Source organism: Parabacteroides sp. AF17-3, assembly GCF_003635445.1.
Taxonomy (GTDB): domain Bacteria; phylum Bacteroidota; class Bacteroidia; order Bacteroidales; family Tannerellaceae; genus Parabacteroides; species Parabacteroides goldsteinii.
In genome coordinates this window covers 14,589-34,928 of the sequence record NZ_QTMM01000009.1, presented here as the reverse complement: position 1 = coordinate 34,928, position 20,340 = coordinate 14,589, and the positions used below count along the sequence as shown (strand labels likewise).

Sequence of the window (20,340 nt, the reverse complement as noted above, 5' to 3'; positions counted from 1 at the left end):
TTTTTTTATCTCTTTCCGGCAGTGCGGTCAGAGCCGGGCGGTTATATAATCAATAATATCGAGGCAGAGATTGGTTGTCAGGTCATTTGTATCCAGATCGGGATTCAGCTCGACCAGGTCCATCGACTTTATCAGGTTCGTAGATAGCATATGTTCCACAAAATCTTTAAACTCGTCGGGGATCAGACCTTCGCTGACCCGCGTTCCCGTTCCCGGAGCAAAGCGGGGGTCGATACTGTCCACATCGATACTGAAATGGACGTTGCGTATTTTCCTTTCCTTCAGTTTCCGTTTAATATCTTCCGCTACAAAGCCGATGCCTTTCAGACGGATCGTTTCCATCGTGTAGACACTTAAATGTTCCCGGTCTATCAATGCCAACTCTCCTTCATCCAGGCTACGGGTACCTACCAGAAAAACATTCTGCGGATTCACCTTATTCCCTTGTCCGTATATATTGACCAGTTCCTCGCTACCCATGCCCATCAAAGCACTCAACGGCATACCGTGGATATTTCCGCTGGGAGAAGTTTCATTCGTATTGAGATCGCCGTGTGCATCCAGCCAGATGATACCGAAATCATCAAAACTTTTTCCAACCCCGGAGGCACTCCCCAGCCCAAGTGAATGATCGCCACCGATAACCAGCGGGAAAGCTCCTCCGCGTAGCGTATCATAGACCAGTTCCGCCAGGTTATTGTTCACCTCCACTATCGCATCGAGGTATTTCATACTCTTGCTCCGGGCAAACTTATCCGCTTCCGACACAAGCGGGACATAGAGGTTGCCCAAATCAAAGGCACGATGCCCATTCTTCCGGATAACCTGCATCAGTCCCCGTTCACGCAGATGATTCGGGGCCCGTTCAACGCCTTCCCGGTCACAACCCAGGTTCAGAGGGACTCCTATTACGTTTATTTTCATATGATAATTTATTACGATTATTATCAAAACCGAGCAAACGTCTCCTTTATAATACCTACCGCCTCCATCATCTGTTCACGGGTAATAATCAGAGGTGGGGTGAAGCGGATAATATGGTCGTGCGTCGGCTTGGCTATCAGGCCGTTTTCTTTCAGTGCGAGGCAAATATCCCAGGCAACCTTTCCGTCATGCGGTTCGGTGACTACGGCATTCAGTAATCCTTTACCACGAACTTGTTTGACCATCGGATTGTCTATCTTTTCCATTTCACTACGGAAAAGTTCACCTATTGCATAAGCATTTTCAGACAGATATTCATCGCGCACCACCTCCAATGCAGCAATACCGACGGCAGCAGCCAACGGGTTTCCGCCATAAGTGGAACCATGTTCGCCCGGAGCAATCGTCAGCATAATCTCATCGTTTGCCAGTACAGCGGAAACAGGAGTCACACCTCCTGAAAGAGCCTTGCCCAGTATCAGGATATCCGGATGAATATTCTCATAATCGCAAGCCAGCAGTTTCCCGGTACGACCGATACCGGTCTGTATCTCATCTGCAATGAACAGGACATTATGTTGTTTGCAGAGGTCGTAGCACCGGCGGAGATAACCGTCATCGGGAACAACTACGCCTGCCTCTCCCTGTATCGGCTCCAACAGGAGACCGACTACATCGGGATCTTGCAATGCTTCTGCCAATGCTTCTACATTATTATATTGTACTTTAATAAAACCCGGCGTGTATGGTCCGAAGTCTTCATAGGAACTCGGGTCGGTACTCATCGAGATGATTGTAATCGTCCGCCCGTGGAAGTTCTCGCTGCAAACAATAATCTTTGCTTTTTCGGGAGCGATACCCTTGATGCGGTATCCCCAGCGGCGTGCCAGCTTCAGGGCGGTCTCGACCGCTTCTGCTCCGGTATTCATCGGTAACAGTTTGTCGTAGCCGAAGAACTTACAGGCAAACTCCATATATTCACCCAATATATCTGCGTAAAATGCACGCGATACGAGTGTCAGCTTCTGCGCCTGTTCGGTTAATGCTTTGATGATTTTAGGATGACAATGCCCCTGGCTCAGGGCGGAATAACCGGACAGGAAATCAAAATAACGTTTGCCTTCCACGTCCCACACAAATACGCCTTCTCCTTTCTCGAGAACGACAGGCAGGGGATGATAGTTGTGTGCACCAAACTTCCCCTCACGGGTGATGTAATCTTCCGGTCTCATACTATTTCTGATTTAATTGTTTTTGTCAGACTGTAAGCGTTTCATACAGCCATTGAGCCAAAGATAGTAAATCAGCGTGACAATATGTTATGAAAAGGTATATGTTAAGAAACACACAAACGCAGACAAGAGATGCCGGATTGCTTATCGACTAGAGAATAAAAAAAGGGTATGTCAAAAAAGCTATTACTAAACGCAAACTTTTGACATACCCTTCTATGGTGATTACCTGATAGTCCTTTCTATCGCACAATCACCTTACACACCATGCGGGCGGTCTGTACGATATACAGGCCGGGGGCCAGGGACCGGCGGTTAAGGCCGGGTTGGGCTTTGAATGTGGCCAGTGTTGCGCCGCCGAGGGTGAGGATGCGGACCTCTTCGGGGCGGTCGATTTCGAGGCAGAGGGCGGAAGGCTCTGTTCGGATTTTCAAGCCGGTGGTGATGGTGGCGTTGGCGACATCGGTGTTCTTTTGGATACCGGCGATCGAGATGGTGACCGGGGCACGGACGTAATCGATGATGTAAGCGCCGTCGCTTATGCGAGGAGTAATCGTTTCATCGCGGCCGACCGTTTCACCACGTCTGATTGTTACAACGGGGACGGATTGGTCGTAATCCTTATCCAGCGTGAGGTAGAAACGGAAGTGGTCCCAGGACTCCACCTCGTAATTACCCGGAGCCGGATCGGTCATCGCACCTTCTACTGCGGGAAGGGTGACAGTGTAGTAAACCGGATCAGGATCGGGGCCTGGACCCGGATCGGGTGACGACTTAGCCACATAAGCCACAGCAAACGGACTGAAACCGGTAACAGTGATTTCCATATACTCATCAGCCAACGTCAGATTTCCTTTAGCCGTGGAATACACGTCGGTGCTACCGTCCGATTTGAGATGGATGATCGTGAAATCATGTTTGCTCTTGTCCACATTTTCCGGATACGGGATACGCACTTTCACTTTGTCGGTAGGCTGGACAGGAGTAACGGTAGTTTCAGACTTACCGCTGCTGTTATCGAAAATAGTCGTTACCTTGACCAGCGTCACTTCCATGAGAATCATATTATTCGCATCAATGTCAATATTAGCCTGCGAAGCAGCCGCCTCTGCCTTGCTCTTTACATCATTCTCCTTCGATTCGGGGACATCATCCTTTACTAGGCGAAGCTGGGACAGTTCGGTATCAGACGGAAGGGAACCTGCATCGGGGATGATAACCACCGGGGCATCCGTCGGACTTGTTTCCTCTTCCTTTTCTTTGGGGACGGCAGGTGTACCGATATTTTCCGGCTGTATCGGATCGGTCGGCGGGGTAAACCCGGCGGAGATCGTTACGTCGGAAGCGACGGTAAACCTAACAGGGTTCGTTACATCGGTATAATCAGATGTATTATTTACAGTCGTTTTTACAGTATATTTTAAGATACTATATCCCGGCACAGCCGTATTCGTCAATGTCAATTCAGCTCCATCAGCAACCACATCGCCGGAATTGATCACTTTGCCGGTCGCATCGGTAACGGTTATCGTGCCGCCTACAACAGTTTCGATAGTTACGATGTACTTCTGTGCTTCGGCCTTTTGGAATTTGACTTTATAAGTCTCCGTTGTCGAGCGATCCTCTGCGGTAACGGTCAGGGTAGCCGTACCGGAACCATCGGAAAGGGTGACGGTTACCGCATCGGACGGCAGGGTTGCACCGACATCGGCAGGCGTGCCGGAAAGGGTAATTTGTGCATTATCGGCAGTGGCGGAAGGAAGGGTTACAGTGTATTCTTTCCTGGCGGCGGTGAAGTCGGGAACTGGAATGAAAGTACCGGAATTATCAGTACCAACCTTATACTGCAACGATCTCAACCGGGTATCCGATGAAAGTTGTGCGGGTTTGGCTTCAAACTCTACGTCGACGGTCACCGGCTCTCCCGGCATAGTGAAAGTGTACTCGCCGGACTCGCCGGAAACGGGGTCCAATTGGAGGTTTTTAGCAACCTCATTCGTGCAATACACTTTCAGGGAACCGAAAACGACCCTGTAACCGGTAGCCGGGGCGACTTTCAGTGTCACCTCCGTGCCGGAAATAAGCTTGGTGCCGGAAGTTAGCGAGGTTCCGGCCGTATCCAAAGCCAACGTGCCGTTCGCCGGGGCGGAGAAGGTGACGGCATACGGAATCTTTTCGTACACCGCCTCTACCGTGACCGGATATTCCGGTACGGTAAAGGAATAAGCATTATCTCTGCCTGCGACCGGCGTAACCACCACCATTGTGGCGGATGCATCCGTGCGGTAAGCCTTCGGGTAGCCAAAAGCCAGCCGGTAGCCTGTGGCGGGGGTAGTCGTAAGCGTCACTGTCGTGCCGGGAACAAGCTCGGTGCCGGAGGTAAGCGAGGTTCCGGCAGTATCCAAGGCCAGCGAACCGTTCGCAGGGGCGGCAAAGGAAACAGCGTACGGGATCTTCTCGTACTTCGCCTCTACCGTAGCCGGATAGTCCGGCATGGTGAAGGTGTAGGTGTTATCGCTGCCGGTGACCGGCGTAACCTCTATCGTTGTGGCAGGCGTATCCGTGCGGTAGGCCTTCGGATAGCCGAAAACCATCCGGTAGCCCGCGGCGGGGACGGTTGTAATCGTCACCTTCGTGCCGGAATACAAGGTCGTAGGGGCAGTGAGCGTCTTGTCGTCTGCCGAGATCGAGAAAGAGGCCGAGCCTTCCGCGGGGGCCGCAAAAGTCAGCGTGAAAGGTAGAGCGGGGAAGTTGGGCTGAGCTTTCGTCCCGGTCCCTTCCTGCGCCCGGGCGGTCAGCGAGAAGACCGCCAGCAGGCATACAAGCCATAAACTAATATATCGTTTCATATCAAAGCGCTATTTTATAAGTGATGTTATTGATTCGGATCATGTAAATACCGGAAGGCAAGTCCAGGCGGGTATCGCCTGGAGCGATAGAGGCAGCGTAGACGACACGTCCGTCAGAGCGGACCACGGTAAGCGCAGCGGCCTCTCCGGAATAAACATGCAACGAGCCACGAGTTCCCCAGACACGGGCGGTGACGGCGGCAAGCGGCTGTTCGATACCCGTAGCAATGCCCTCTCCTATTTTCAGGCTGGCTACCCGGGCACGGGTGACGGCATTGGCGACGATAAAGGCCTCGAACGGCTTCACGGTGTACTCGCCTTCTTTCAGTTCAAAACGTTTACCGTCGGCATTCAACACGTAGATATTGGAAAGCGTCAGGTTCGCCAGGTTCGGGTTCGTTTGGAAAACGAACGTGCCATCCTCCAAGGCATCACCTAAAGTAACCGGAATGGTCGCCGGTATCTCGATCGCCTGGTCGGCAGAAGCGGTGGCGGCGAAGGTTACCGTAGTCGAATTCTCCTCGGCAGCAAGCAGATAGGGATTATCGGCGGCAATATTAACCTTTTTCGTTCCGTTAGCAGCATCGGATATGTTCGTCCAACCTTGGGCGGAGGCATCCTTACCGGTGTAGCCGGTGGCGGCATAAAGGCGTTGACCCTCGGCATCCCCCACGGAGGCCGTCAGGGTGACAGGGCTGCCGAAGGTTGTCCATTTGTTACCGAGCGTACGGGTGGTCGAGAAAGTTTCGGACACTTTCAATGGATTTGTCGTTACGACCTGTGCGCCTTCCTCCAGCGTCAGACTGAAGACAAAAGCATTGTCGGCATCGACGGTAAGTACGCCATTCGATTTAACAACGACGTCCTGGGCGGCGCAATTGGCATCCGAGAAATCCTTGGTATCGGAAATCGTGATTGTTTTCAGGTCTTCTACCTCAGTATAGACGCTCACGGCATTGGCTATCGCGGAGAAGAGCTTGACCGGCGTTCCATTACCATCCAGTCCTTTCTGAGGGGTACGGACTTCACCACCAGCATTCGTTACCTTCCAAAGCCGATACGTTTTGCCGGCTGTAACAGTCGTGGCAAAGGTTTTACCATTGTACGACAGGGAAGATGGAGATTGGTCGGCAGCATCGGTGGCGGCAAAGGCTATGTCCTCGTAGCTTTCCAATGCGTTCGAGAACCGCCATTCCATCCAGGCGTTGGCAAGGGTTCCGGTGTTATGGATGGCGGTGTTGGCACAATGGAAGGTGACAGAGGTCGACGACGGATCGGTCACGGTGAAGGAGCCGGAGTTATTAAGGCCGTAATATTCGTTATTATCGCCGGTATTCCCGATGTACAGGCCTTTGCCCGTCAACGTCAAGGAACCATTATTCACCAGGGTAGAGGCACCGGATGAGCTGAGAGTGGAAGTGTTATCTCCCGTTGTGTTGAGGGTCAGGGCGCAATCTTTATTGATAGTTAGGGCAGCGCCGTCGGTCGGTTTGATTACCACTTGCTCGAAAGTCAGCGTCGGGTTGCCGGTGGCGGCGGAGATGCTGAGTTTGTTGGTGGACGAAGATGCGCCTTCGGCCATCTTGACCGTGCCGTTGAAACGGGTCGAAACTCCTGCTTCTCCCTTTTTGTAACTCCATTTGCCATCGGAGCAAGAGAGGGTGAGAACGGTGCCGTCATTGGAAGACAAAGACAACGGATCAGGGAAAGGCAGATAGGTGGAAGAGGTCAAATTGTCGGGCTGGCCGGGGATGAAAGAACTTTCCTCGTAAGCGGTCGGCAGTCCGTTGGCATCATAGTTGGTGATGGCTTTCAGTAGCGGGAGCAGGCCGTTTTCGGTGGTATCAATGGCGGTGAAGGCTTTGCCCCCGCCTGTCCAACCGGTGATAACGTCAGCGACCTCATCGAGGTAGACGTTGGCCCCGTTGATCGCATCGGCGGCGATGTTATCGGTGGGGGCGGCTTCCGTAGTTCCCACCGTCAGCAAGATATTGACGCTGGCGTAGTTGTTGGAAAGGGTAACAGTACCATTACTACTCTCATTGTTCTTTCCGATGATACGACCGGCCAATTTCGTAGAGGTGTTTCCGGTAGCTTTCACGCCGCCGGTATTTAAGGCGAGGCAATCCTTTATGGTAACACTACTAGGGTTCCAAATCCACCCGAGAATACCGCCTGCATAGGCAGCGTCGCTGCTACTACCTGATGATTGAGCAGAAACAGTACCCGTAGCAAAACAAGATTCAATAACCACATGTTGAGCACCTCCGACAATACCGCCGGAAGTACTTGACGAGGTTGCTTTAGCGGTTATATTCCCTGTTGAATAGCAGTGCGATATATGACCTGGATTACTGCTACTACCATTAGTATCACTGTCGCTCACGATACCGCCCGCATAGGCGGAACCTTTAGCGGCGTTAACATCAATATTACCCGTGTTGAAGCAGGAAGCAATAGAAGATTTGGAACTTCCCCCTACAATTCCACCACCATAACCAGACGATCCTTGTATCTTGATAGTTCCACTGTTTGAACAAGAGCTAACCACCGAGCTTTCATTTATTTTATCGACAATTACACCGACAATTACACCGGCAATTCCACCGACACTCCCTTTATTGCCAGACACAGAGAAACTGACCGCGCATCGGTTATGGCAATTGATGATTTTTCCTTTCGCCACAGCCCCCGCAATGCTGCCAAGACAGTAGTTGGGGTCACTAGAGCTAGTCGGAATAGTCTCCCAATTAATTGTTGGGGTGTTTCCCTCATCTGCCATCGTCAGATCCTTCACGGTCGCTCCATACAGATAGCCGAAAAGGCCGACATAGTTTACCGAGGCCGAGGAGATCGTCATTCCGGTAATGGTCTTGCCATTCCCGTCGAAGGTGCCTTGAAAGCATTTAGTGTAGTCGGTGCCTGAAAGGTAGCTATAAGTCCCTATCGGTACCCAATTATTCTTGAAATCAGCGGTGACACCCTTAGGCGTAGCCAGAGAGATATCCTTGGCAAGCGTAACCGTGCAGTCCTTAAAGCCTGCATAGGTAGGATAGTAAGCCTCACCGGTATTGGTAATATTGGTGGTAGTATTGGCGATATTTCCATTATTCGTCACCCAAGCGATCCACGCGAGGCCGCGGGGGGTTTTGACGGTGTAGGTTGTGCCGGAGACGGAGACATCGGTGCCATCCGTGCCGACATGGGCTGTCTGACCGTAGTCGGACCAGTCGGTAGGAAATTGCATTCCTTCGAAGGAGAATAATTTATTGTTCGTCGCCGTAAAGACGGTTGTTTTATTCTTATCCATGAGTAGATTACCGCCTAGCCAAACGGTGTAGCTGGTGTCCTTCGCGACGTTGATAGCGAAACACCTATTTTTGCCGTCGGTGATGAATTGGATAGCAGGATCAAGGGAGTTGCCGTTGGCATTTTTTATTTCCAGCCCCTTGCCGCTCTCCGGGGCGACGTCAAACCTCCATTGAAGGAAGGGGGAATGCACACGCGAATTACTATTGTCAAGAATTGCTTTTTTTCCCGCAGAAGCCGTTATTTTCGCATCTTCGGCCGCAGATAAAGAAGAGTTATTATCTACCGTTACAGCATAATGCTCATCCGCTATGGCATTATCCGCTGTGACATTTATTTTGCCTTTGAGGATGCCACTTAAACTATATGTTCCACTAGAGCGCAAATATATTCCACCTCCATCCCCAACGATATTCAATCCAGCATCTCCACCATCCAGAAGCAGGATACCTCCATTATCGTGCTTAATTACATAAAATTGACTATTACCAGTCGCTTTACATTTCAAGGTAGACTCACCTGTTGCCTGGATACAGATCGGCTTAGTATTCCCTATTACAAACAAACCGGAATCAGCAACAGCAGTCAGCTTTACTCCATTCAATATGAGTTTGGCACAATCATCATAATTCGGGGAAGTGGCTTCTTTCTCGCTTTTGATGGTGATGACGGGGCAATTGGTTTTTTCCTCCGAGCCTGTCAGCGTGCCGGTAAATTCGGTTTCTTCACCCTCGCCGATCTTGTAATGCCAGGCATATGTATCAGGATCGCTTTTCTTTTTATAGGTCAGTGTCGTTGCGGCTGTAATGTTGCTCACATTGAGATCTGGAGGTGTTTGTTCTTGCGCCCCTCCCCCCACCGGCCATAAAAAAGCCAGTATCATGATACTGATTATCCGTGCAGCGCCCCTCTGGCTCGCTGCACGGTGGTTACTTTTTACCTATAAAAAGTTGTTCATAAGTAAATATGTCTATTTAAATGATTAATGTTATATATAAAAGATGGAAGATGATGGGAGAATTATTAATAATAAGGCAATGTTGCAATGAAGATTGCAAGGATTCGGTTTTTGGCAGATTTGAATGTTACTTTTCTCTTGAAAGAAAAGTAACCAAAAGTTCAAGGCTGCATCTGTCTCGCTACTCAGCATCCTTCGTTCGCTGTCGTCTGTGAACTCGCTTCGCTCAAACAGCACAGCCTCCGGGCGCTCTCTACGGATGCTTCGCTTTACGCTCACCAGATGAGGCCTTTCATAGAACGCTAAGCGTTCTTTTGTGATTGCCGATACTGCCTGTTAAAGCAGAAAGCACCTGTTATAAAATACAGGTATCGGTGTCGGCCATCCTAAGAGGAAGCAGAGCTTCCTGGGAAAGGCCTAAGCGGGTGAACGTCCGCGAAGGGGAAAGACGGAGCGACAGGAGCATCTGCTGTTTGAGCGTAGCGAGTTCAGATGCGACAGCGGAGTCTTTCTCCGTAGCAGTGAAGCCGGTTAAGCCTTGATCTTTTGACTACTTTTGGATCAAGCCAAAAGTAGGTTCAAAACTTTCTATAACGACTCTATTTCTTCGACCGACAAACCTGTACATTCTGCAATGCCGGTAGTCGCGATACCCATACGTTTCATATTAATTGCTGTCTGACGCAGAGCTTTGGCTTTTCCTTTGGCCTCCCCTTCAGCCAGGCCCTCTGCTTTGCCTTCGGCCAGGCCTTCGATACGGCCCTCCCATTTGGCGGTGTCGAGCACGTCGTTCTGGATCATGATCACATTCAGATGTTCGTCGTACGCTTGACGCTCCTGCAAGGACATGGAGTAATACTTCAGTTTCTCGCGGGCTTCACGAAGACCGGGAGCAGTCGTGTCGGGACGGATCGTGCCGTCTTTCAGGTAGGCGATCCATTCGTCCAGAGGGGTTGTGGCCACTTTGTCGAACTCGTTTACACGGATCAGGATGTACTCGGGGAAAATCTCGGCAGGCAGGCGGGTTATGACGGCATCCCGGTCGCGCATGTTGATTCGCAAACGATCGCCGGTATGCACACCTGTGAAATGATTCTGCCCATGGTAGAAATAGTCCGTCCCCACGCCCAGATCGAAATAGAGGATACTGATCGAGTAGACCTTCTTTACTTTCTGATAGCCTTCGCCCAGCGAGATATGCTCGGTGATGGCTTTGGCTACGCCGTAAAGGATGCGTTCGAGGTAATGCACTTCGCGCGTATTCTGAATTTCGACGATGATAATCTCACCTTTGCTGTTCAGGGCTTTGATATCGACACGGTTGAATTTGTCGTCGGCACTTTCCTGGTTGCTTTCGCTTTCGAGAATTTCGAGGATACGAACTTCTTCACGCAGCATAACGGTCAGGAAACCGTTGAGCACATCGAAGTTGGCCTTCTGACGCAACAAACGTTTGATGGCCCAATCGAAGCGGATATACCGGTCCTGTAACTCTTTTCTTTCATTCTCTGCCATGACTTTCGGATCTAAATTTTTCATAATTAAGTGTTTTATGTATTATGTAGTTCACAAAGATATACAAGAAAATGAAACCGGCCACCTCTTTTTCCTCATTATTTTCCTCCATCATCTTCCATCATGTCAAAGAACTCTCCGGGTGGCCAGTGCAAAGGCTGTTAAGATATTGCACCGGCTACCGCTGTATTATTCGATCTCCGGACGATCGCCTCCACCGGGAGACGGATCGGGATCGGGGGTCGGGTCAGGCACCGGGTCAGGGGTCGGATAGGGTTTATCGTCGGGCTGGGTCGGTGTAGAAGGGCCACCTTTAGCAGCGATCAAGTCTTTGTATTTGCGGAAGATCTGGTTCACCGTGTCAATAAAGCCGTTGATCACGTCGGTCGGTTCCAATACGGCATAGGCGTTGACGCGCTGGACGACCAGGTCGAGCGTCTCGTCGGTCGCCTTGCGGGCCTTCGAGGTGTCGGTCTTCACGCGGGCGGTGTATTCGTCGGTGCGGGCAGCGTCGAGCGTCTTGTACTCGCCGTTCTGGGTTTTCAACTGGGTGACATACGTTTCGAGATGAAGGGTCTGCAGCGCCGTTGCCACTTCAGGTTTAGCCAGGTCGGCCAGCAGTCCGTCGATCAGGGCGGTTTCTTCGGCATAGGCCTTGCTGTACAGCTTGTCGTAGGCACGGAGCACGGCGTCGACCGTACGGGCTGCCGACTGGAAGGCAGGATCGGGGCAGACCAGGTAGGAGCCGTTCATAGAGAATATGAACTGGATCGTCTTGTCGCGTTCACCGTCTTTGGTTACCAACTGGTCAGTTGTCGCGCTTTTGGTGATGCGGTTGACGCATTCGCCTTCACGGTCGATACATTCCTTGTAACCGGGAGCCAGCGACTCGAGATGCAGCGCGGCAATCGTAACGGCCAGGATACGGTCGTATATCTCCGTATTCATGTTCTTGTGGGCCGCGTTGCTCAACTTCGTTTTGTTAATCGTGCCGATTTGTTTTGCTAATGGCATAATCGTCTGTTTTAATATTGATACTAGAAATTATTTCGTTTTTTCTGTTTTAAAAGCTCCGTCGGCCGGAGAAACCGTCGCTACGGTTGTCGGGGCCGTTCCGCCCGCCAACGGAGGTATCGCTACGACCTCAGCAACCGTTTTGCCGGTTGGCGGAGGCATCGCTACGGTCGTTGTATTCCTTTTTCCTACCGGCGGAGACTCCGCGACAGTCGCAGCGATAACTCCGCCGACCTACAGCCGCTGTATCCATTCGTTGAGCTCCTCTTCCCGAGGAACAGCCAGTTTGAGCTTAAGCCGGTAGCGGGTAGTGTGAAGGCTGCCTTGCGAAATAGATAGTCGTTTCATCGCCTCTTTATTGTTTATTTTCATTTTAATAAGCATACATAGAAATTCGTCCGACCGGGTCAATGCCGGACAATGGGCATGCAGGCGCGCCAGGAACTCCGGATGATTAGCCCGGAAAGTTTCACACAGCCGGTCGTTTCCTATTTCTGCTTTGTCGGGCATTGCACCGTCTTCAGGCTCTGTGTCGGGCGTAGGCGAAGCGGCTATAGAAAGAGATTCCAATTTACGGTTAACGCATTGGTGATACACATCGATCTTCCGGTTCAAATGATACCAGAAAATGCAATTTGTTGCCAGCAGAAGATAAAAAAGAACCGAGAGGATTACCACCGTCCAGCGGAGATATACCTCGCCCACGATCATCACCGCTACCATTTGCAACAAGGGTAGCGATAAAAGGATCGGGATCAGGAATGCCTGTGTTCTTTTCTTCTTCATATCAGCTCTTTTTATTTGCACCCAAAGTAAAACAATACTTTGCGTCCGCTCACTCTCACAGTCTGAACAATTTGCTGAACAACGACTGAACAACAACGTTTTTTTTCACATTTCTGTTCATCACACGTTACTGAACAAATAGCTCACGGCCTTGTCTTCGGACGCTGTAAAGGTATATACTGGCTCATGAACCACCTCGGATAACCAATAGACGGTTTAATAGATTTCCTACAAAAACAAGGGGTAAAACCGGATAAATACACTATTTTTGTCCCCAACCTTAAATATCAACCGAGATATGAGCAATTATCTGTTTTCCTCCATTTTTTTTCTTCTTTTTCTGCTGGCCGGTTGCCGACAGCATCCCGTCGATCCTTTACAACCGCTCGAAACACGGCTGGCTGCGGATACGGAAACGACGCTTAGGGAATATAATGACCGAAGCGAAAAACTACTCCGGCAGAAAAACTGCGATTCGGTTATCACATGCAGCAGGCAGCTGCTCCGGGCTTTTCCGCAACACCCGTCGGGCAACGGCGACTCGGTATTGAAGGAGACACGCCGCCTGCTCAACTTCTACCTGAAAAGTAGTACCCAAAACAAACAAGCAGCCGAAAACTGCCAGCTGACAGATAGTTTGCTGGAGGCTGGCCATCCTTATTTCGACGGGCCTGCCCATTACGACCTGCTGGCCGTCTGCACCGCCTTCCACAATTACGGCAACGACCCGGAAGGGACGCGCAAGCTGATCGAACGCTTTGCCGCCCTTCCTCTCTCGCCCGACCCGGCACAGGAAATCTATGCCTGCCACCTGGTTGCCAACGCCTGCTATCGTTACAGCGAACAACCGGAGAGGGAGATTCTTTTCCAGAAACGGGCCGTCGACGCTTACCATGCCGGCGGAGAAGCCGATGACCCGGCCGATCTTTTAAGTACATTAGGCAATTATTACCGTCGCAGGGGCCTGTATGAACAGGCCATCGGTTATTTGCAGGAGGCCCGCGACTGGTGCCTGGCCCACCCCGACCAACTAAACGATGGGTTCGTCTATAACTTTACCGACCTGGCTAACCTGTACGACACGATGGAGCAACAGGATAAGGCACTGGAAAACATTTCGCAGGCCATCGCCTACTCCCTTGCGCTCGACAGCGTGGTGCTGAGCGACCTCTACCGCATGAAAGCAGGCATGTTCTGGAAACCCGAACAGAAAGATTCGGCACAGTTTTATATTCTAAAGGCGCTCAGGCTGGGTGAAGCGCATCAGCACCAGGCGGAGATCGCAGCGGCAAAGAACTTGCTTTACAGCTTCTACGACGAATTTTACCCGGACTCGGTGGCACTGGTAGTGAAAGGTTTCCGGGAATTATGCGCCGTTTCGCAAAACGACGTCATGAGCTATCACTACCCGACTTTCCGTTTTTCTTTAGGGAACGCTCTGGTCAAAACGGGACAGTTGCAGGAAGGTTTTCCGCTGATGGAAGAGACTATGGACTATTATCTGGAACAGGATTTCCCAGAAATGATCGACTGGTGCGGGAATATCTTGCTAAAAAGATATGCGGAACATAAGATGTACAGCCGGATAGGCGAGATTTACCCGGTCTATACCGCCATACATGATTCTTTACAGAAAAAAGAAAAGCAGCGGTATGCCATCGCCGCCAATATCCGTTATGAAACGGAACGAAAGGAACAGGAAAACCGTGCGTTGACTGCCGAGGTGGCACTGAAAGAGCAATCGCTCGTCTATACCCGGATTATCCTGGGGTTGTCGGGCTGTTTACTGGCTGCCGGAGTCGTTTACCTGATCCGTCGCCGTCGTCGCCATCTCAAAGAACAGGAAGAACACCGCCGCCAACTGAACGAGTTACTGACTTCACAGCAGGAACTGAACCGGCGTAATGAAACGTTAAGCCATGAACTGGAGCAGTTATCGCACAACGAAATCATCGACAATGTGCGCCGGCAACTCGACCCGACCTTGTTGAGCGGCGAGGACGAAAAGCGTTTCCGCCAATCGTTCGCCGCCCTTTATCCGCGCTATCTGCCCGGACTGCGGAGCCGCTGTCCGGAATTGACCAAATCGGACGAGTTATTTTGCATGCTCATTTACCTGAAACAAAATACGGATGAAATAGCTTTGGCCTTAGGTATTTCGCGCGCCAGTGTCAACACGGCACGGAGCCGGATACGAAAAAAACTCGGATTACAAAAGGAAGATTCACTGGATGAATACCTGCAAGTAAACTAAAAAAGGGATGACCTTTGTCATCCCCTTTTTCTTGTTTGGCGTGAAATATATATAGTCTTGAGAATTAAATGCGTATTATTTATCGACAGTTTTAAGGCTTACCGGCTTAAACAGGAATATGAATAAAAACAGCAATACCGCCGTGCAAGCCGAAGAGATCAGGAACAATACCGGCCAGTCACATTTGTCGCCGTCACGGAACTGACCGATCAACCATCCGTTCCACAAAGTTCCTATCAGGAAACCGATTCCCCATACCAGGAAGAAAAGTAATCCCTGCGCCTGTGCCTTCATCTCTTTCGGTGCCACATTATCGGTATAGACCTGTCCGCCGACATAGAATAATCCGAAAATCAAACCGTGCACAATGATACCGATATAATAGAACCATTGCTGCCCTGTTTCCGCCCCAAAGAAAAAGGCCCCGTAACGAACCAGCATAGCAGCCATACCAAATATCAATGTATTCTTAATACCCGATTTTACCAGAATAGTCGTGGTAATTATCAGGAAAAACATCTCTGCCAATTGCCCGAAGTTCATCGTCACTGTGATATTTCGTACCTGTTCGTCCGCCAGAATCATGGAACCGTATACATGGTAAAGCGTAAACGGGATGATCGACAAGAATGTAAGAATCATAAACACACGGTAATTCTTATCTTTCATCAAAGAAAAAGCGGAGAATCCTGTAATATCCATCACCGATATCTTTGTACTCTTTGCCACCGACGGAGGAGTATGCGGAAGTGTCAGGTTGGCAAAAGCAGCAATGAAACAGACACCCGCTCCGCAATACATCGGCAGGTTCGTATCATCAAACGCTTCCATCCCCAACAGATGAATAGCTACCAGACTGAAAATCCCCGAAGCTACCCATCCGACCGAACCGAACATACGTATACGCGGGAACTGCTCGGAAGGAGCGTGGCTCATCGCAATCGTACTTGTCAGACTCTGTGTCGGCATGTGACAAAGCATCGCCATTACAACAAAGAACATGAGAGGAGGAAAATCCTGCTGCTGAGCAGCCAGCAGCAGGAAAACTCCCGTTAAAATATTCAAAACTGCCAAAATCTTCTCTGCGGCAAAATAGCGGTCGGCAATTGCTCCGATAAACGAAGAGGCCATTGCACCGATAGCCATTGCACTTAATACTAAAGAAACCTGATACACTTCCAGCTTGAGCGTGTGAGACAAATAAGCTGCCAGCGGCACCCACCAGACAGCACTCAGCATGTACTGCAAAAACATCATCAGACAAAGTTGAATCTTTGTTCCTATTCCTGTATTAAAATGTAGTGTACTCATGATAGTAATATAAAAAGGTTTCTTGTTGTGTTTTCCAATCGTTGCTCAAAAGTACTCCCTATCAAAAGAAAAGTCTGTTTGTTCCGGTTGCATTAATTCCTCTAATCATCTCATTCTGTGCTGTTCTCACCCGGTATGATACGATTTTTGAAATCCGTGATACAATAAATGAAAACTGGTAATACAATTTTGCATATCTTGCAGTGTCAAACAACAAACTTATATATGAGCTATCTGAAGTTGATCTTATCTATACTTTTCCTGTCTTGTTCCTGCTGGCTTTTTGCAGAAGAAAGCAACTATCTCTTCCGCCATTACCAGGTGGAAAACGGGTTAAGCGATAATATGGTGACCTGTTGCGTGCAGGATAAAAGCGGCTATATATGGATCGGGACGCGTGACGGACTGAACCGCTTTGACGGCTATACATTTAAAGTATTCCGGAATGACCCGGACGTCCCGGAATCGCTCGGCAACAACTGGATCACACATCTGGACTGCGACCGTGACGGGAATTTATGGGTGGGTACCCTTTCCGGGCTATACCAGTACAATGAGGCCAAAGAATCATTTCTGCATGTTCCTTTCACAAAAAACAAAGGGATCGACCTATTCCGGTTTGATAAAAACAATCAGCTGTGGTTGCTCATGGACGGAACACTGATACAATATAATGTATCCGACGGACAGTTTCATATCTTTGCCGGTAATAACGGACAGACCTATACCTCCTTTTGTATCATGGCAGACAATTCCCTTTGGCTGGGTGATTCGGAAGGCTTTATCTCTCTGTTGAACCCGGAAGACGGCAGTCTGGAATCGCACAACCTGTTTGCCCATTCACCTGCCACTACCTCCCGGAAGTTATCCATGCTATCCCCCTCTCCTTCTTCTGCCAACATCTATGTGGCATTTGAGCATGATGACGTGAAAATATTCAATGTTCTTTCAAAAACCTATCAGGACCTGAATATCCAGGAAAAAAATCAATTGACTATCCTGATCAACTGTTTCCTCGAAAAAAACCAGAAAGAACTCTGGATCGGAACCGACTCGGGCCTGTTCATCTATGACCTGGACCTCGGAACCTGCAAACGTATCAGGCAGGACCCGTTAGACCCCTATGCACTATCCAGCCATTTTGTCTCAGCCTTGTTTAAAGACCGCGAAGACGGAGTCTGGATATGCTTCCACCAGAACGGAGTGAACTACTACTCTCCCTTCCGTCCTTTCAATGTATATTATCCCTGGAACGAAACACATTCGCTGAAAGGAGAAGTAATACGCGACATTTGTACAGACATCTACGGGAATATCTGGGTAGGGACAGAAGACGCCGGCATCAATTGCCTGGAAAAGAAAACCGGGACTTTCACCAACTACCAGCCTGTCCCCGGCATGAAAAGTCTTTCACACACTAATATCCGGGGATTGGCGGCCTCCGGGGATAACCTGTGGATAGGCCATGTGATACACGGCATCGACCTGATGGATATACGGACCCGGAAAGTAATCAAACACTACGACCTGCTGAAAGATGCACAAACGGTAAAGAACAGTACCGTCAAATGTATCAAGGTCCTGCGTGAGGGAGAAGTACTGGTCGGAACGGAAGACGGCATTTTCCGTTACGATTACCTGAACGATCGCTTTGTCTATGCTACCCAATTCCCGCCATTCGCCGTCAACTGCCTGTATGAGGACCGGGTCGGAAAGATATGGCTCGGCATGTTCAACCGGAGCTATTATTTCAATACGATCAGCAATAGCGGTATGTATCTCCAATATGATAAACTGAACACCCAGCGCCACAATTCAGTAAACGATGCCTGTGAAGACAAATCCGGCAATATGTGGTTTGCCACGGTGGAAGGAGTGATCAAATATGACTTTCAAACCGGCGAATCATTACATTATACGGTGAAAAACGGTATGCCGAGTAACGTTGCTTTCCGTATTCTCCCCGATGATAATAATCATATCTGGATCAGTACCGCAAACGGATTGGTTCGCCTTAACACACAGACCGAAGAAATCACGACCTACACGGAAGCACACGGCCTCGTTACCCGGCAGTTCAATTATAACTCAGCTTTCAAAGATGAAGACGGTACCCTTTATTTTGGTACAGTGAAAGGATTTATACACTTCAGACCGACGGATGTACGTCCGGCAGACGAAAAGATGGACGTACATATCAGTTCCCTGGATATACAGAACGGAGCAGACGGAAGAAAAGTTATCAACAGTTCAGCCGTATCGGAAGTCAAAAGCATTACACTGAATCATAAAGAATCGTCTTTCAATATCAATTTCTCAGCTCTCAACTTCATTGCTCCCGGTTCGGTGCAATACGCTTACCGGATGGTTAACCTCGACAGGGATTGGATTTCACTCGGAGAACGTAACATCGTTTACTTCACCGATCTGCATCCGGGCAGCTATACATTTGAAGTAAAAGCAGCCAATCTTGCCAATAGCTGGGGGGATGATATTACCCGACTGCATATCACGGTACTCCCTCCCTGGTGGACATCCACTACAGCCTATGTAATTTATGCTTTCTTCTTCCTTGTAATGATTATTTACCTGATCTTTTCCTGGCAAAAGAAAGAAAGAAGGAATATGGCATACAACATGCAGATATTTGAAAGCAAGAAAGAGAAAGAACTTTACCAGGCAAAGATAGACTTCTTTATCAACATCGCACATGAGATCCGCACGCCACTCACGCTGATCAAGAATCCGCTGGAGCGCCTGCTGAAATCGGACAAGATCGGAGAAAAAGAGAATAACTCACTGATACTGATGGATAAAAATGTATCCCGCCTGTTATCACTCGTCAACCAGTTGCTGGATTTCCGGAAAACAGAGATCGAAGGTTATCGTCTGAACTTTGTCCGCACGGAAGTCGTTTCGCTCCTTTCCGAGACCGCCAAACGCTTTCAGGATATAGCCACGGAGAATAATCTCCTGTTAAATCTGGATCTGTCTGTACAGGAGCTATATGTTTTTGTTGACCGCGAAGCTCTCACCAAGATAATGAGCAACCTGTTTTCGAATGCCGTTAAGTATGCAGCCAAGAGCATCGTGGTGCGCTTGCATCTATCTTCCGATTACGAAACATTCATGATCGACTTTATCAACGACGGGGTTCCCGTTCCTATCGATATGAGGGATAAAATATTCGAACCTTTCTACCGTATCAAAGGGAATGAAGACAAGCCAGGGACCGGTCTGGGATTACCATTAGCTCGCTCGCTAGCCGAAATGCATCATGGAATACTTGAATTGGTGGACTTCCAGAACAACCAAACAATGTTCCGTATCACCCTGCCGGTAAAACAAACCGGAGCAGTAAAAACAACAGACGAGGAATCTCAGCCACAGACATCCCTTCCTAAAATAACTTATACCTGCGAAGAGGGGCGTCCGACCGTCCTGATCGTTGAAGACAATAAGGAAATGAGTGCTTTCATCGCAGACGAGGTCAATGAGAACTATAATGTATTGGTGGCCGGTAATGGCTCCGAGGCATTGGACTGGTTGAAAAAACAAAGTGTACAACTTATTATAAGCGATGTCATGATGCCAGTAATGGATGGCTTCGCCCTCCTCCAACACGTAAAAGCGGATATTGAATTCAGCCATATCCCGATCATTTTATTAACAGCAAAAAATACCATGCAGTCACGCCTGGAAGGGTTGGAACTCGGAGCAGATGCTTATATAGACAAACCGTTTTCCACCAGCTTGCTGATGGCACAAATTTCAAATCTGCTATCAAACCGGGACAATATCCGTAAGTTCTATTTCAACTCACCGATCGCCAACATGAAATCGATGGCTTACACCAAAGCAGACGAAGGTTTCCTTGAAAAATTGAACGAGATTATCAACGAACATATTGGTAATCAGGACCTGGATGTAAACATGATCGCCGACCTGATGCACCTGAGCCGCCCGACACTGTACCGTAAAATCCGTGCCATATCAGATCTTACTCCCAATGAACTGATCAAAATCAGCCGTTTAAAGAAAGCAGCCGAACTATTGCTACAGGGAAATATGAAGATATATGAGATATCGGATGCAGTAGGATTCAGTTCGCAATCTTATTTCTGGTCTGCATTTATCAAACAGTTTGGAGTTAGTCCGTCAAAATATGCAAAAGAAAACAGGTAAAAA

Annotated in this window: 11 protein-coding genes; 2 read left to right on the top strand and 9 right to left on the bottom strand. The window is 49.2% G+C overall.

Annotated features, from left to right (window positions below; translation table 11 throughout):
* Positions 1 to 27: 27 nt before the first annotated feature.
* The 8 genes from rocF to DWW91_RS13210 all read right to left on the bottom strand — a co-directional run bounded on the left by rocF (position 28) and on the right by DWW91_RS13210 (position 12,587).
* The gene (rocF, locus tag DWW91_RS13240; RefSeq protein ID WP_007655677.1) at positions 28 to 924 is read right to left on the bottom strand and encodes an arginase; all 897 of its coding nucleotides are present in this window, start codon (positions 922 to 924) and stop codon (positions 28 to 30) included.
* 23 nt (positions 925 to 947) lie between these two features.
* Positions 948 to 2,156, bottom strand: coding sequence for an ornithine--oxo-acid transaminase (rocD, locus tag DWW91_RS13235; RefSeq protein ID WP_122327998.1), 1,209 nt, complete (start codon positions 2,154 to 2,156; stop codon positions 948 to 950).
* 242 nt (positions 2,157 to 2,398) lie between these two features.
* Complete coding sequence (locus DWW91_RS13230) at positions 2,399 to 5,005, bottom strand: cadherin-like beta sandwich domain-containing protein (protein WP_122327997.1); 2,607 nt, start codon at positions 5,003 to 5,005, stop codon at positions 2,399 to 2,401.
* A 1-nt stretch (position 5,006) separates the two neighbouring features.
* A complete protein-coding gene (locus DWW91_RS13225) occupies positions 5,007 to 9,197 on the bottom strand; it encodes a hypothetical protein (protein ID WP_199722579.1) in 4,191 nt (1,396 codons plus the stop codon).
* A 663-nt stretch (positions 9,198 to 9,860) separates the two neighbouring features.
* Entirely contained in the window at positions 9,861 to 10,811 is a 951-nt protein-coding gene (locus tag DWW91_RS13220) for an Rpn family recombination-promoting nuclease/putative transposase (RefSeq protein WP_122327996.1), read from the bottom strand.
* A 165-nt stretch (positions 10,812 to 10,976) separates the two neighbouring features.
* A complete protein-coding gene (locus DWW91_RS13215; protein WP_122327995.1) occupies positions 10,977 to 11,801 on the bottom strand; it encodes a DUF6261 family protein in 825 nt (274 codons plus the stop codon).
* 30 nt (positions 11,802 to 11,831) lie between these two features.
* Positions 11,832 to 11,963, bottom strand: coding sequence for a hypothetical protein (locus DWW91_RS28315; RefSeq protein WP_255420033.1), 132 nt, complete (start codon positions 11,961 to 11,963; stop codon positions 11,832 to 11,834).
* A 72-nt stretch (positions 11,964 to 12,035) separates the two neighbouring features.
* A complete protein-coding gene (locus DWW91_RS13210) occupies positions 12,036 to 12,587 on the bottom strand; it encodes a hypothetical protein (protein ID WP_046145599.1) in 552 nt (183 codons plus the stop codon).
* Positions 12,588 to 12,885: 298 nt separating this feature from the next.
* On the opposite strand from DWW91_RS13210, the gene DWW91_RS13205 reads away from it, so the two are divergent.
* Positions 12,886 to 14,841: a hypothetical protein gene (locus DWW91_RS13205; RefSeq protein ID WP_122327994.1), complete on the top strand. Its 1,956-nt coding sequence runs from the start codon at positions 12,886 to 12,888 to the stop codon at positions 14,839 to 14,841.
* 75 nt (positions 14,842 to 14,916) lie between these two features.
* Here DWW91_RS13205 and DWW91_RS13200 read toward each other — a convergent pair whose 3' ends face one another.
* Entirely contained in the window at positions 14,917 to 16,152 is a 1,236-nt protein-coding gene (locus DWW91_RS13200; RefSeq protein ID WP_007655681.1) for an MFS transporter, read from the bottom strand.
* A 225-nt stretch (positions 16,153 to 16,377) separates the two neighbouring features.
* On the opposite strand from DWW91_RS13200, the gene DWW91_RS13195 reads away from it, so the two are divergent.
* The gene (locus DWW91_RS13195; protein WP_122327993.1) at positions 16,378 to 20,337 is read left to right on the top strand and encodes a hybrid sensor histidine kinase/response regulator transcription factor; all 3,960 of its coding nucleotides are present in this window, start codon (positions 16,378 to 16,380) and stop codon (positions 20,335 to 20,337) included.
* The last annotated feature ends 3 nt before the right edge of the window (positions 20,338 to 20,340 follow it).